Here is a 14,324-nt window from a genome sequence, read left to right as displayed (position 1 = left end):
ATTCGTGATCATGATGCAGTGCTGACCCACTTGACCGGCAAGTTTGGCAGCCCCTTTGTTTGTTTGCCCGTGTCCACCATTTCTCCCTCCCTCGACGTTTTCAGTGACCTGTACAGTAGCCATCATGGCTGGCTGTATAACTGGCTATGGCGCAAGCTCGGTTGCCGCGACGGTGCGGCGGACCTGGCGCAAGACACCTTCGTGCGCATGCTGGCCACGCAGTCGGCCGACAGCCTGCGCGAACCGCGTGCCTACCTGAGCACGGTCGCCAATGGCTTGCTCGTCAATCACTGGCGCCGCCTGACCCTGGAGCGCACGTTCCTGGCCGCCCTCGCCAGCCGGCCCGAGCTGACGGCGCCGTCGCCCGAGGAGCGGGCGCTCGTCGTCGAAACCCTGTGCCGCATCGACGCCATGCTCGACACGCTGTCGCCGCGTGCGCGCCAGGCGTTTCTGCTGGCGCAGATGGATGGCCTTACTTATGCGCAGATCGCCGGCCAGCTGGAAGTGTCCGAGCGCATGGTGAAAAAGTATATGGCGCAAGCCATGCTGCAATGCATGCTGTGCATGGACGATGGCACCTGAACCCGCTCAGGCGCAGCCATCCGCCGACTACGCCATCCTGCAGGAAGCGGCCGAGTGGTTCGCCGTGCTGCGCGGCGAAGACGCCAGCCATGCTGACCAGCAAGAGTGGGAGCGCTGGCATGCCATGTCTGCCGTCCACCGCGCCGCCTGGCGCAGGGTGGAAGCCGTCAGCGCCGAATTTCGCCAGCTGCCTGGCGAAGCGGCGCGCCAGGCGCTCGACGATGCGGGCCCGCGCCAGAACGACGCCCAGCGCCGCAGCCTCGTGAAGGGCTTGCTGGCGCTGTGCCTGACGGCGGGACTGGGCGGCGCCATGCTGCTGCGGCGCGACACGCGCAGCTGGGTGGCCAGCCTGAACGCGACTGAAAAAACGGCCATTGGCAGCGTGCGCCAGCTGGCGCTGGCCGACGGTTCGCAATTGTGGCTGAACACGGCGACGGCCCTCGATGTCGATTATGGCGACAATCTGCGCCGCATCGCCCTGCATGAGGGGGAAATCTATATCGTTTCCGCGCGCGACAGCCGGCAGCAGGCGCGTGCGCTGGTGGTCGACACCGTGCACGGCCGCCTGCGCGCGCTGGGCACGCGCTTCAGCGTGCAGCCGCAGGGCGATACCACCTTGCTGGCCGTCTACGAGGGACGCGTCGAGGTGGCGCCGCGCGACGGCGGTGCGCCGCGCATCGTGCCGGCGGGCCAGCAATGCCGCTTTGGCGACGGCGTTATCGGCGAACCGTTCGCCGTCGACCCGAATGCGGCCGCCTGGATCGAGTACCGCTTGCAGCCCGAGCAGATGCGGCTCGACGATTTCCTCGCGCAACTGTCGCGCTACCGGCGCGGCCACCTGGGTTGCGCACCGGAAGTGGCGCACCTGCGCCTCGTGGGCAGCTATCCGCTGGCCGACACGGACCGCATCCTGGCCGCGCTGGAGGCGACCTTGCCGGTCAGAATTCATCGCCTGCATGACTGGTGGGTCACCGTCGAACCCTTGCCGCAGAATAAATAAAATATTTTTCCAGATGCGGTTCCCCTTTTGAAAAGTTGTTTGGCAAAGTAGAAGTAGCTTGCTCAACTTCAATAAGGAATGCCGTGCCGCTGTCGCCCATCTATCTGCCGTTTGCCCGCCGCCTGCTGCCGCTGTCCGTGGCCGTCGCGCTGCTGGCCGCGCCTGCCATGGCGCCGGCGGCGGAAGAGACGCTGCGCAGCTTCCGCATCGCCGCCGCGCCGCTGGGCCAGGCCTTGCGCCAGTTCGCGGGCCAGGCGGGAATCCTGCTGTCGGCCGAAGGCGGCTTGACGCAGGGCAAACGCAGCGCCGGCTTGAACGCCACCGTGGCCACGGGCCAGGGCTTGCAGCAATTGCTGGCGGGCACAGGCCTGGTGGCCGTGCAATTGCCCGATGGCAGCTACATCGTCCGCCTGGCGCCCGCGCCCCTGCGCACCGACCTCGATGGAGTCGGGGCCGGCCTGCAAGTGCTGGCGCCCGTCACCGTGCAGGGAGGCAATGATGACGGCTACCGCCGCGCCGGCTCGGCCGCCGCGCATCGCAACGACACGGCCTTGCGCGACACGCCGCAAGCCATCAGCGTCGTCAGCGGCGAACTGATACGCGACCAGGACATGCGCACGCTGGCCGACGCCATGCGCTACATGCCGGGCGTGGGCACGGCGGCAGGCGAGGGCAACCGCGATACGGCCGTGATGCGCGGCAACAGTTCGACGTCGGACTTCTATCTCGATGGCATGCGCGATGACGTGCAGTACTATCGCGATTTCTACAATATCGAACGGGTCGAAGCCATCAAGGGACCGAACGCCATGGTCTTTGGTCGCGGCGGCGGCGGTGGCGTCATCAACCGCGCCACCAAGCAGCCGCAATGGATCAATGATGGCGAAGCGAGCGTGAGCCTGGGCGCCTGGCGCAACCGGCGCGCGGCGCTGGACTTGCAGCACGCGTTCGGCAGCGAGGTGGCCGTGCGCGTCAATGCCATGGCGGAAGACAGCGATTCGTTTCGCCAGGGCGTCAACGTGCGCCGCAGCGCCATCAACCCCGTCGTGGCCTGGCGTCTGTCGCCGCGCACCAGCGTAGTGGCCAGCTATGAACGCTTTCGCGACGACCGCGTGACGGACCGGGGCGTGCCTTCTTACCAGGGGCGGCCGTTCGAGACGGCCCCGTCCACTTTTTTCGGCATCGCCGGCAGCAGCCCGTCGTGGGCCTACATCGACGCGCTGGGCGTATCCATCGAGCATGACCTGGGCGGCGGTGCAAGCGTGCGCAACCGCACACGCCTGGCCGATTACGACAAGCTGTACCAGAATGCCTTTCCCGGTCCCGTCAGCGCGGATGGTGCCAGCGTAACCGTGCTGGCCTACAACAGCGCCACCGTGCGGCGCAACCTGTTCAACCAGACGGACGTGGAATGGACCGTGAGGGCGGGCGCACTGCGGCACCGGCTGACGGCGGGCCTGGAACTGGGCCGCCAGACGACGGACAATCTGCGCAACACCGGCTATTTCACGACACTGGGCGACAACGTCACGCACATCAGCCTGCCCACGGCGCACCCGGTGACGGACTTGCCCGTGACCTTCCGTCCCAGCGCCACGGATGCCGACAACCACGGCGTGGCGGACACGGCCGCCATCTACCTGCAAGACCAGCTGCGCTTCAACCCGCAATGGCAGGCCGTGGCGGGATTGCGCTACGAGCGTTTTGCCGTCGACTTCGTCAACCGCCGCAATGGCGCGCGCATCGCCCGCGCGGATACGCCGTGGTCGCCGCGCGCCGCCCTCATTTATCAACCGTTTCCCGCGCTGTCGCTGTATGCGAGCGCGAGCCAGTCCTTCCTGCCGCGCGCGGGCGAACAGCTGGCGTCGTTAACGCCCAGTAACGCCGTGTTCGAGCCGGAGCGCTTCCGCAACGTGGAACTGGGCGCCAAGTGGGATGTCACGCCGGCCTTGACGGCCAGCGCGGCACTGTACCGGCTCGAGCGCAGCAATGTCGCCGTCACCGACCCCTCGGACGCGACGCGGGCCATGCTGGTTGACGGCCAGCGCAGCGAAGGCCTGGAACTGGAAGTCAACGGCAAGGTCCAAGCTGGCTGGAGCATCGCCGGCGGCTATGCGTGGCAGCGCGCCGTGCTGACGGCCACGCAATCGGCCACTGCCCTGGAAGGGGCCACGGTGGCGCACGTGCCCAGGCACAGCCTGTCACTGTGGAACCGCTACGATTTTTCGCCGGCCTGGGGCGCCGCGCTGGGCGTGATCGCCCGCAGCGCCGTGTTCGCCTCCGTCTCCAACACGGTGGCGTTGCCCGGCTTTACGCGCTTCGACGGCGCCGTGTACTTCAAGCCGCCAGGTCCTTTCCAGCTGCAGCTGAATGTGGAAAACCTGTTCAATAAAAAATATGTCGCCTCCGCCCACAGCAACGACAACATCGCGCCCGGTTCGCCCCGGGCGCTGCGCATGACGGCGCGGTGGCGGTTCTAGTTTTGTAGTACCCAAGCAATCAACGAGCCAGCCAACTGCCGGGGGGCAGTAGCCAGCCAACTTATTCCATCCGATAGATTGAAAGATAGCGATGACATCGAAAGACAAAGCGGGCGTTACCATCCGCAGCCGCAAGCACCAGACCACTTCCACGCCGCGCCTGCATGGCACGGCCCTGGCCGCGTTTGCCACCCTGGCCATGCCGCTGGCGCTGCACGCGCAAACGACGGACAAGCCGCAGCAGTTGCAGGAAGTCAAGGTCGTCGGCACGGCTGACCGCCTGATCCAGGCGCCCGTCAAATCGGCCAGCGACAAGCTGACGGCGCCGCTGCTCGACACGCCGAAATCCGTGACGGTCATTCCCGCCGAAATCATTGCGCAAACGGGCGCCGTCTCGCTGACGGACGCATTGCGCACCGTGCCGGGCATCACCATCGGCGCCGGCGAAGGCGGCAATCCCGTGGGCGATAATCTGTTTATCCGCGGCTACAACGCGCAAACGGACACGTATATCGACGGCATCCGCGACACGGGGTCGCAATCGCGTGAAATCTTTGCGCTGGAACAAATCGAAGTCGTCAAGGGCCCGAACTCGGCCTACGGTGGACGTTCGTCCGCGGGCGGCGGCGTCAACCTGATCAGCAAGACGCCGAAAGTCGACAACTTCACCAATGCCACCGTGGGCCTGGGCAGCGCCAAGTACCGCCGCGCCACGGCCGACGTGAACCGCGTCATCAGCGACGACGTGGCCGTGCGCCTGAACGTGATGGCGCACGACGCCCACGTTGCCGGCCGCGACTACATCAATGGCGACCGCTGGGGCATCGCGCCGTCGATCACCTTCGGCCTGAAATCGGCCACCCAGGCGACGCTCAGCTACTACCACATGCAGTCGAGCGAATTGCCAGACACTGGCTTGCCGTTCAACAACCCGTTCTCCTCGGGCGCGAACGTATCGAAAAACGGCAACGGCACGCCCGTCAACGTGCCGCGCGAGACCTTCTATGGCCTGGTGAACCGCGATTTCCGTGACACGCAGAGCGATATCGGCACCATCGACGTGCGCCACGACTTCGGTAATAAATTGGTTCTGCGCAACGTCACCCGTTACGGCAAGACCAGCAATGACTACGTGTGGACCCAGCCCGACGATTCCAAGGGCAACACCATGCTGTACGGCACCGTCTGGCGCCGTGCCAACACGCGCACGACCGATACGGATGCGCTGGCCAATGCGACCAGCCTGGGCGGCGAATTCCTGGCCGGCGGCGTGAAGCACACCTATACCCTGGGCCTGGAAATCGGCCGCGAAGAAACGGACCGCAGCTCTTATCTGTTCAGCCCGGGGACGAACAATCCGCTGGAAAAAGTCGGCTCCAGCTGCCCGACCTATGGCGCGGCCACCCTGTACAACTGCGCGCCCTTGCTCAACCCGAACGCCAACGACCCATGGGTCTACACGCGCACGGTGTCGCCAGCCCGCACGAACATCGTCACCAACACGCGCTCCGTGTACGCTTTCGACACGCTGGAGTTCACGCCGCAATGGCTGCTCAACGTGGGCATCCGCTGGGATGACTACAAGAGTTCGCTGAACACGCCGCAATACACGCTCGACAACAAGGTCACCGCCGCCAGCAGCGCCAAGGTGCACGCCACGTTCGCCAGCTACCAGGCGGGCCTGGTGTACAAGCCATCGACCAACAGCAGCGTGTATGTTTCCTACGGCACCTCGTCCACGCCACCGGGCAATGACGGCGGCGACGGCATCGACGGCTTGACGGTCGCCATCCAGAACCTGAAGCCGCAGGAGAGCAAGAGCTTCGAGCTGGGCACGAAATGGGAAGTGCTGCCGGGCGGCCGGCTGTCCCTCAGCGGCGCCTATTTCCAGAGCGACATGAGCAATGCGCGCGTGACGGCGCCGGACGGCACCACGCAAAACGTGGGCGACAAGCAAGTCAAGGGTATCGAGCTGGGCGTGAGCGGCAATATCACGAAGGAATGGTCGGTGTTCGGCGGCTACACGCATTTGAACGCCATCGTGGAAAACAATGGTTACGTCAATACGGGCACGACGGCTGTGCCCGTGTATACGCCATCGCCATACAACGGCAACCAGTTCCCCACCACGCCGAAAAACAGCGCCTCGCTGTGGACCTCGTATGCAGTGACGCCAGCCATCACCGTGGGCGGCGGCGTGAACTACGTCGACAAGGTCTACGCCTCGGTGGCCAACAACAAGTATGCACCGGCCTACACGCGCTTCGACGCCATGGCCAGCTATGTCGTCAGCCGCAATGTGACCCTGCAGCTGAACATCCAGAACCTGACGAACAAGCTGTACTTCGACAAGGTTTCGTCGCCGCACTATGCCGGTGTGGCGCCAGGCCGCTCGGCAACCTTGACGGCCAACATGAAGTTCTGATGTTTGTCCGTCTGATGTAGCGCAAGGCGCCGTTCCAGTGGATGGAATGGCGCTTTTTTTTCATTCCCCGGTTCCCTTTTGACGTTCTCGCTTGGCAATGACAGTAGAGCTGAACGCACAAGCGGAGAATTCCATGCAAGACATTCAATACCAGGACGGTGGCCGCGTGTTCGAGCGCCTGCGCGGCGCGCGCCTGCGTCCGACGAGTGCCCGCGTCTGCATCCTGCAAGTGCTGGCCGGCACGCAGCGGCAGGCGATGAATGCGGAAGGCATTTACCAGCAACTGCTGCACATGGGCATCGCCGTCAGCCTGGGCACGATCTACCGCGTGCTCAAGGAAATGGAACAGGCGGGCTTGCTGTTGCGCGAGCGCGAGGCGAGTGCCAGCGGCAACAAGGCACGCTATCTGATCAAGCCCGAGCATGTCGAGGCGGACAGCTGTTACCTGGTGTGCCGCGTGTGCGAGCGCAGCGTGCTGGTGCAGGATGCGCCGCTGGTGGAGCAGCTGCGCCAGGCGGCCGTGTCGCATGGCATGGAAATCGGCGCGAACGTGGTGTCCGTGCAGATGCGCTGCAGCCATTGCGCCGAGGAAGCGCAGGCGGGGCGGGGCAGGCCGTTGCGGGCCTGCTGACGGCGCCGCTGTTTGGCACGGCGCAACAATGGCAGGCGGCCGCGCCGCCTCCTCGGCGCGCGCATTAGGCGCTACAATAGGGATACTCTTTACTCGTTTCCCTGCTGCCATGACCACTTCCACACCGAATCTCGTCGTCACCCCGTCCGCCCACCCCTTGTCCGACGCCGAACGCGCCGCGCGCATGGTCAACCCTGCGTTCGGCCGCATCTTCACCGATCACATGGTGGTGATTCCTTACCGCGACGGCAAGTGGCAGCAAGGCGAACTGAAGGCCTACGGCCCGCTGATGCTGGACCCGTCCGCCTCGTCCCTGCACTACGGCCAGGCCATCTTCGAAGGGTATAAAGCGTTTGCCCAGCCTGACGGCAGCATCAAGACTTTCCGTCCGGAACAGAATGCCGAGCGCTTCAACCGCAGCGCCGCGCGCCTGGCCATGCCGGCCATCCCTGTCGAGCTGTTCCTGGAAGCGGGCGATGCGCTGATTGCGCAAGACCGCAACTGGGTGCCGAAGAACACGGGCGAAAGCCTGTACATGCGTCCGCTGATGATCGCCACCGACCCTTACCTGGGCGTGCGTCCGTCGGAAGAATACCTGTTCGTGCTGTTCGCCTCGCCGGCGGGCGCCTATTTCCCGAAAGGCGTGAAACCCGTCACCGTGTGGATCAGCGAAGACTTCGTGCGCGCCGCGCCGGGCGGCACCGGTGAAGCTAAGTGCGCGGGCAACTACGCGGCCAGCCTGATGGCCCAGTCGCAAGCGCAAGAGAAGGGTTGCGACCAGGTCGTGTGGCTCGACGCCGTGCACCGCGAGTACATCGAGGAAATGGGCGGCATGAACTTGTTCTTCGTCTACAAGGATGGCGAAAAAGTCACCGTCGTGACGCCGGAATTGACGGGTACCTTGCTGCCAGGCATCACCCGCCGCAGCCTGCTGGAAATGGCGAAAGACCTCGGCTATGCCACGGAAGAGCGTAAATTGTCCGTCCAGCAATGGCGCGACGATATCGCCTCGGGCCGCATGACCGAAGTGTTCGCCTGCGGCACGGCCGCCGTCATCACGCCCGTGGGCGTGGCCAAGGCCAACGGCTTTGAAATGACCATCAACAATAATGAAAATGGCGCCGTCACCCTGGCCCTGCGCGAAGCGTTGCTGGGTCTGCAGCATGGCACGGCACCGGATACGCATAACTGGATGCACACCGTCTGCTAAATTGATGGCGTCATTTTAATACCGCGCCGGCACTCAGTTGCCGGCGTTTTTATATCCTGAAGGAAACTCGATGAAAATCCGCTCTGTCTTGCCCGCGCTGGCCGCCGTGTTCCTCAGCCTGTCCGCCGGTGCCGCCCACGCGGCCGATGCCACGTGCGCCATTCCCCGCAACGTCAGCTACTACGATTACGACGTCAAGCCGTCGGATGAGAAAAACACGTGCTACAAGCAAAGCACGAATGTGCCCACCGACTACTTCATGCTGGCGCTGTCGTGGTCGCCCGGCTTTTGCGACAGCCAGCGCCGCCGTGGCGAAGTGTCAAAGAAGGCCGCCTTCCAGTGCGCCGAGAGCAATCACTTCGGCTGGATCGTGCATGGCTTGTGGGCGCAGTCGGACAATCCGGCCAGCTGCGACGATATTTCCGTGACGCCGCCGCGCAAGACGGAACTGCATCCGCGCTATTGCAAGGGCAATTTGCCGAAGCTGGCGCCGTCGGACATCCTGCCCTACATGTGCATGCAGCCGGGCGAAGCCTTGCTGCAGGGCGAATGGGAAAAGCATGGCGCCTGCGACTTCGACACGGCCAAGCAGTATTTCGAGAAAGAGCGCGAACTGTTCCAGGCCTTGAAGTTGCCAGACAGTACCATGCCGAAAAACGCGCTGTTCCAGTGGATGAAGCAGCATAACCCGCAGCTGAAAGGCCGCTGGCTCGGCTATGAAAAGCACTCGGGCGAGTTGCGCATCTGCTATTCGAAAGATTTCAAAGTCATCGATTGCAAGAAATGAAATTCGCGTAGCCATCCGATAACAGGCAGCCCGGCCCACGGCGGGGCTGTCCGGCAGACTCCGTTCATCCATGCTAGTGTCTTGCCTGCGGCCACATGATTGGCTGCTAACAAGAAGATGCCCGGCGTAAGCGTGGCTGGCGGCGCGGCATGGCATTCGTATCGGATCAATGATGTTCAAGCAAAACAGGGGACCAGCCGTCCCGGTGGGTGAGGACGGCTTGCCGCCCAATGCGCGGTTGTGGGCCATGCTGTCGCTGGCCATCGGGGTGGGCATGGCGTCGCTCGACACGGCGATTGCCAACACGGCCTTGCCGGCCATCGCCAGCGAACTGCACACGACGCCGGCCGCCTCGGTCTGGATCGTGAATGTGTATCAGCTGGCGATGGTGGCGACCCTGCTGCCGTTTTCCGCGCTCGGCGAGATCGTTGGCTACCGCCGTGTGTTTATCTCCGGCATGGTTCTGTTCACCCTGGCATCGCTGGCCTGCGCGCTGGCGTGGTCCTTGCCGTCGCTGGTGGTGGCAAGGCTATTTCAAGGCGTCGGCGCCAGCGCCATGATGAGCGTCAATACGGCGCTGCTGCGCGCCCTGTATCCCAAGCATTTGCTGGGCAGGGCGTTCGGCAACAATGCGCTGGTGGTGGCTGTCGCCTTCGCCGTCGGACCCACGGCCGCCTCGCTGATCCTGGCGACGGCGTCGTGGCCATGGTTGTTTGCCATCAATGTGCCGCTGGGCTTGCTCGGTTTCCTGCTGGCCAGCCGCATGCTGCCGGCGACCCGGCTTTCCGGGCACACGCTGGACCTGCGCACGGCGCTGTACAACGTGGGCGCCTTCGGCCTGCTGATTCTCTTGTTTGGCGACGCCGCCCACCACGCGCCGGTTGCCACCTTGTTGCCGGAACTGGTGGCCGTGGTGATTTTCTTTGTCCTGTTGCTGCGCCGCCAGGCGGGGCACGCGGCGCCCATGCTGCCGATCGACCTGTTCCGCCGTCCCCTGTTCCTGCTGTCGTCGCTGACGGCCATCTGCACGTTTGCCGCGCAGGGGCTGGCCTTCGTGTCGCTGCCGTTTTATTTTGAAGTGACCCTGGGCCGCTCGCCCATCGAGACGGGTTTCTTGATGACGCCGTGGGCCGTGCTGGTGGCCGTGATGGCGCCCGTGGCCGGCCGCCTCAGCGACCGCTATGCGCCCGGCGTGCTGGGCGGCATCGGCCTGGCGGCGCTGGCCGGCGGCTTGCTGACACTCGTATGGATACCGGCGCACCCGAGCGCCTTCGACATCGGCTGGCGCATGGCCCTGTGCGGCGTCGGTTTCGGTTTCTTCCAGGCGCCCAACCTGAAAGCCATCATGGGCAGCGCGCCGCCCGAGCGGGCCGGCGGCGCCAGCGGCGTGGTCGCCACGTCGCGCCTGATCGGGCAAGCCACGGGCGCCGCGCTCGTCGCGTATTGCTTCACGGTTTCCGCCAGCCGCGGCACGACGTATGCGCTGTGCCTGGCGGCAGGTTTTGCCGCCGTGGCCAGCATCGCCAGCTTTGCGCGCCTGGCGGTGGCGCAGCCGGCGTGGCTGGCCGGCAAGCGCGACTGACGGGTATCGCTCAGACGTCGATGGCCTTGTCCGACTGCATGCGCTTGCGCAATTCGAACTTCTGGATCTTGCCCGTCGAAGTGCGGGGCAGGGGGCCGAAATAAATGGCTTTCGGCACCTTGAAGCCGGCCAGCTTGTTCTTGCAGAAGGCGATCAGTTCCGCTTCCGTTACCGTGGCCCCTTCGCGCAGTTCGACGAATGCGCATGGCGTTTCGCCCCATTTCTCGTCCGGCTGGGCGATGACGGCGGCGGCCAGCACTTGCGGGTGGTGGTATAGCGCATCCTCTACTTCCACGCTGGAAATATTCTCGCCGCCGGAAATGATGATGTCCTTGCTGCGGTCCTTCAGCTTGATATAGCCGTCCGGATACATCACACCGAGGTCGCCCGTGTGGAACCAGCCGCCGGCGAACGCTTCCTGCGTCGCCTTTTCATTTTTCAAATACCCCTTCATGCAGATGTTGCCACGGAACATGATCTCGCCGATCTGTTCGCCGTCGGCCGCCACGTGCTCCATGGTGTCCGGGTCGATCACGGCCACGGCGCTTTGCAGGTGGTAGCGCACGCCCTGGCGCGATTTCAGCACGGCCCGCTCTTCCTGCGACAGGGCGGTCCACTCATCCTGCTCGGCGCAGATGGCGGCGGGGCCGTACACTTCCGTCAAGCCATACGAGTGGATCAGGTCGAAACCCATGGCTTCGATCTTCGCCACCATGGCCGCTGGCGGCGGCGCGCCGGCCACCATGCCGCGCACGGTCCAGTCTATGCCGTCGCGCCAGCTGGCGGGCGCGTTGGCCAGGGCCGCGTGGATGATGGGGGCGGCGCAATAGTGGGTGATGCGCAAGTCGCGCATCAGGTCAAAGACGAGCTTGGGTTCGAACTTGCGCAGGCACACGTTGACGCCGGCACGCGCGGCCACGGTCCACGGGAAGCACCAGCCATTGCAGTGGAACATGGGCAAGGTCCACAGATAGACGGCATGCTTGGGCATGTCCCACTCTAATATGTTCGACAGCGCGTTCAGGGCCGCGCCCCGGTGGTGATACACGACGCCTTTCGGGTCGCCCGTGGTGCCGGACGTGTAGTTGAGGGCGATGGCGTTCCACTCGTCCGCCGGCGGCTGCCAGTCGTAAGCGGGGTCGCCGCTGGCCAGCAAGCTTTCGTAGTCGAGTTCGGCGAAGGCCTCCACTTCCGGGCCCAGCACGTCATTGACCTGGATCACGCGCAGGCCGGGAATCTGCGCCGCCATCTGGCGCGCCAGCTCGGCAAATTCCGTGTCGGCCAGCAAGACTTTCGCCTGGCCATGGCGCAGCATGAAGGTCAGCGACGCCAGGTCGAGGCGGATGTTCAGGGCGTTGAGGACGGCGCCGGCCATCGGGACGCCAAAGCTCGCTTCCACCATGGCGGGCGTGTTCGGCAGCATCACGGCCACCGTGTCGCCCGTGCCCACGCCCAGCTTGATCAAGCCGGAGGCGAGGCGGCGCGTGCGCGCATACGTTTCGCGCCACGTCTGGCGCACGCTGCCATGTGCAATTGCCAGGCGATTGCCATATACTGCGGCTGCCCTGGCGATATAGTCGAGCGGGGTGAGGGCGGCGTAGTTGGCACTGTTTTTGCCGAGGCCGGTGTTGAAATCGGGTGTCATGCTGGTCTCCTGGTAAAAAAATTCTGCAGCTCCCTGTTTCGGGATTGATACGGGCCAGCATAGCACCGGCGCTTAAAAATCACTGTCATCTTAGTGACAAGTGAGGGCCAGCAACTGAAGGATGGCATGGACAGCAAGGAAATGACAGGCAGTGCGGTAGCGGAACTCGACAGCCACGACTGGTTCCTGGCCCTCGAGGCGCGGCATCAATCGCTGCTGCGCGCGCAAAGCGTCATCCGGCAGCATGAAGCGGGCGCCGTCATCACCCGGCGCGGCGAGCCGTCGCAACACTGGATCGGCGTGCACACGGGCTTGATCAAGCTGGCCGTCTACAACGCGGACGGGCGCGGCGCCACGTTTTCCGGCGTGCCGGCCGGCGGCTGGTGCGGCGAGGGCAGCGTGCTCAAGCGCGAACTGCGCCGCTATGACGTGGTGGCCGTGCGTGCTTCGACCATCATCCTCGTGCCCGCCGACCTGTTCCATCTGCTGCTGGCCGAAAGCCTGTCCTTCAATGCCTTTGTCATCCGCCAGTTGAACGAACGCATGGGGCAATTCATCGCCACCATCCAGAACCAGCGCCTGCTGGCCGTGGATGCCCAGGTGGCGCAAGCCATCGCGCAACTGTTCCATCCCATGTTATACCCGCGCACGTCCAGCGTGCTTGAGCTGTCGCAGGAAGAAATCGGCTTGCTGACCGGCATTTCGCGCCAGCGCGTGAACCAGGCGCTGGGCCATCTGGCCGAACTGAACCTGATCAGCATCGCCTACCAGGCCATCCGCGTGGTCGACCTCGATGGCTTGCGCCGTTATGGCGTGGCGTCGCTGTGATGACAGACTGGCGGCGCGAACTATGGCATGCTGGCGCCTCGCTCACTGAACCGACTTGACGCATGGCCCTCGTTTCCGATCATCCCTTGCACCTGCTGGGCTTGCGCTTTCCGCTCCGGCTGCGCGTCACCGTGCGCCAGGGGTTTGTGACTTTGCATAATGAAATCGCCACCAAGAAACTGGGCAGCGGCGACAGCTTCGTCGTGCCCGCCTTCCTGCGCTTTGCCTGCGACGTGATGCCGGGACGCGGCAAGCCGGCCGTGTTCACCCTGGCGCTGGAGCACGATGAAGCGGAGGGCAGCCACGGCGGCGGCAAGCGCTGGAGCCAGGCGCTGGCGCAGCATATCTTCCATTCGCCGCAAGGCAAGTGGACGGCGGCGCGCCTGGCCGCCCTGTGGCAGGTGACGCCGCACAAGGCCAGGGCGCGCCTGTTTGCCGAAGGCGAAGCGTTATTGAGCCTGGTACGCGAGCAGCGCCTCGCGCATGCCTTGCATACGGCCGCGCAAGGGCATGGCGAGGCCGCGCTCGACCTGGCGCAAGTGGCGGCCGGCTCCGGCTTTGCCTCGATCCCCGCATTTTGCGATGCCTGCGTGGACGTGGCCGGTGTACGGCCCAGCCTGTTTCTGCGCGGACCGGCGCCTGCGCCCGGATAGCGATACTCCGCTATAATCGTGTCCATGGGACATTTATTGAAGCGCAAACAGTGGCATATGTGGTTCGCCTGCCTGGCGATACTGCTCAATGCGCTGTCGCCCTCCCTGTCGTATGCGTTTGCCTCGCTGCACGCGAATGCGAACAATGCCGCCGTCGAGATCTGCTCGGCCAGCGGCGCCGTGTACACGCAGGCGGACCTGGCGCCGGCCGCCACATCCCCCACTGATTCCGTGCTGCACCACATCGAGCATTGCCCGTTCTGCATGAATCACGCGGGCAGCGTGGGCTTGCCGCCGCCATCCTCATCTCCGCTGGCCGTCATCACGGGCCACGACCGCTATCCGGCCCTGTCTTACGAGGCGCCGCAACCGCAGTTCGCCTGGCTCAGTGCCAGTCCGCGCGGCCCGCCCGCGCTGGCCTGAACGCTACTTCTCTGCCTGCGGCCATGCGCCAAGGCACTACGTCCTAACCTGTATCAACTACGCCCATCGGGCCTGAAA

General features: G+C 64.7%; 12 protein-coding genes. 11 read left to right on the top strand and 1 reads right to left on the bottom strand.

Translation table 11 applies throughout. The features are described 5' to 3' along the window. Nucleotides 1-69: 69 nt before the first annotated feature. The 8 genes from YQ44_RS15760 to YQ44_RS15725 all read left to right on the top strand — a co-directional run bounded on the left by YQ44_RS15760 (nucleotide 70) and on the right by YQ44_RS15725 (nucleotide 10,697). Nucleotides 70-582: a sigma-70 family RNA polymerase sigma factor gene (locus YQ44_RS15760; protein ID WP_071326538.1), complete on the top strand. Its 513-nt coding sequence runs from the start codon at nucleotides 70-72 to the stop codon at nucleotides 580-582. Then, a complete protein-coding gene (locus YQ44_RS15755; protein ID WP_071324200.1) occupies nucleotides 572-1,582 on the top strand; it encodes a FecR domain-containing protein in 1,011 nt (336 codons plus the stop codon). The genes YQ44_RS15760 and YQ44_RS15755 overlap by 11 nt, the downstream gene beginning before the upstream one ends. Before the next feature lie 83 nt (nucleotides 1,583-1,665). Next, nucleotides 1,666-4,062, top strand: a complete 2,397-nt coding sequence (locus YQ44_RS15750) for a TonB-dependent siderophore receptor (RefSeq protein ID WP_156894875.1) — start codon at nucleotides 1,666-1,668, stop codon at nucleotides 4,060-4,062. Between the two features lie 91 nt (nucleotides 4,063-4,153). After that, a complete protein-coding gene (locus YQ44_RS15745) occupies nucleotides 4,154-6,487 on the top strand; it encodes a TonB-dependent receptor (RefSeq protein ID WP_071324199.1) in 2,334 nt (777 codons plus the stop codon). Nucleotides 6,488-6,620: 133 nt separating this feature from the next. After that, nucleotides 6,621-7,118, top strand: coding sequence for a Fur family transcriptional regulator (locus YQ44_RS15740; RefSeq protein WP_071324198.1), 498 nt, complete (start codon nucleotides 6,621-6,623; stop codon nucleotides 7,116-7,118). A 109-nt stretch (nucleotides 7,119-7,227) separates the two neighbouring features. Next, nucleotides 7,228-8,328 (top strand): branched-chain amino acid aminotransferase, encoded by a 1,101-nt coding sequence (locus tag YQ44_RS15735; protein ID WP_071324197.1) that lies wholly within the window; start codon nucleotides 7,228-7,230, stop codon nucleotides 8,326-8,328. A 70-nt stretch (nucleotides 8,329-8,398) separates the two neighbouring features. Further along, nucleotides 8,399-9,115: a ribonuclease T2 family protein gene (locus YQ44_RS15730; RefSeq protein ID WP_071324196.1), complete on the top strand. Its 717-nt coding sequence runs from the start codon at nucleotides 8,399-8,401 to the stop codon at nucleotides 9,113-9,115. A 169-nt stretch (nucleotides 9,116-9,284) separates the two neighbouring features. Beyond that, nucleotides 9,285-10,697: an MFS transporter gene (locus tag YQ44_RS15725; protein WP_071324195.1), complete on the top strand. Its 1,413-nt coding sequence runs from the start codon at nucleotides 9,285-9,287 to the stop codon at nucleotides 10,695-10,697. 10 nt (nucleotides 10,698-10,707) lie between these two features. On the opposite strand, the gene YQ44_RS15720 is transcribed toward YQ44_RS15725, so the two are convergent. After that, nucleotides 10,708-12,342, bottom strand: a complete 1,635-nt coding sequence (locus YQ44_RS15720) for an acyl-CoA synthetase (RefSeq protein ID WP_071324194.1) — start codon at nucleotides 12,340-12,342, stop codon at nucleotides 10,708-10,710. Nucleotides 12,343-12,468: 126 nt separating this feature from the next. Here YQ44_RS15720 and YQ44_RS15715 point away from each other — a divergent pair, with 126 nt between their 5' ends. The 3 genes from YQ44_RS15715 to YQ44_RS15705 all read left to right on the top strand — a co-directional run bounded on the left by YQ44_RS15715 (nucleotide 12,469) and on the right by YQ44_RS15705 (nucleotide 14,246). Then, nucleotides 12,469-13,170: a Crp/Fnr family transcriptional regulator gene (locus tag YQ44_RS15715; protein WP_232250915.1), complete on the top strand. Its 702-nt coding sequence runs from the start codon at nucleotides 12,469-12,471 to the stop codon at nucleotides 13,168-13,170. Nucleotides 13,171-13,232: 62 nt separating this feature from the next. Continuing rightward, nucleotides 13,233-13,823 carry a hypothetical protein gene (locus tag YQ44_RS29560; RefSeq protein ID WP_071324193.1) on the top strand — a complete coding sequence of 197 codons (591 nt, stop codon included), beginning with the start codon at nucleotides 13,233-13,235 and terminating at the stop codon, nucleotides 13,821-13,823. A 36-nt stretch (nucleotides 13,824-13,859) separates the two neighbouring features. Further along, nucleotides 13,860-14,246 (top strand): DUF2946 domain-containing protein, encoded by a 387-nt coding sequence (locus YQ44_RS15705; RefSeq protein WP_232250914.1) that lies wholly within the window; start codon nucleotides 13,860-13,862, stop codon nucleotides 14,244-14,246. Nucleotides 14,247-14,324 lie beyond the last annotated feature (78 nt).

The organism is Janthinobacterium sp. 1_2014MBL_MicDiv (assembly GCF_001865675.1).
Lineage (GTDB): Bacteria > Pseudomonadota > Gammaproteobacteria > Burkholderiales > Burkholderiaceae_D > Janthinobacterium.
This window is presented reverse-complemented; position numbering and strand designations above follow the sequence as displayed.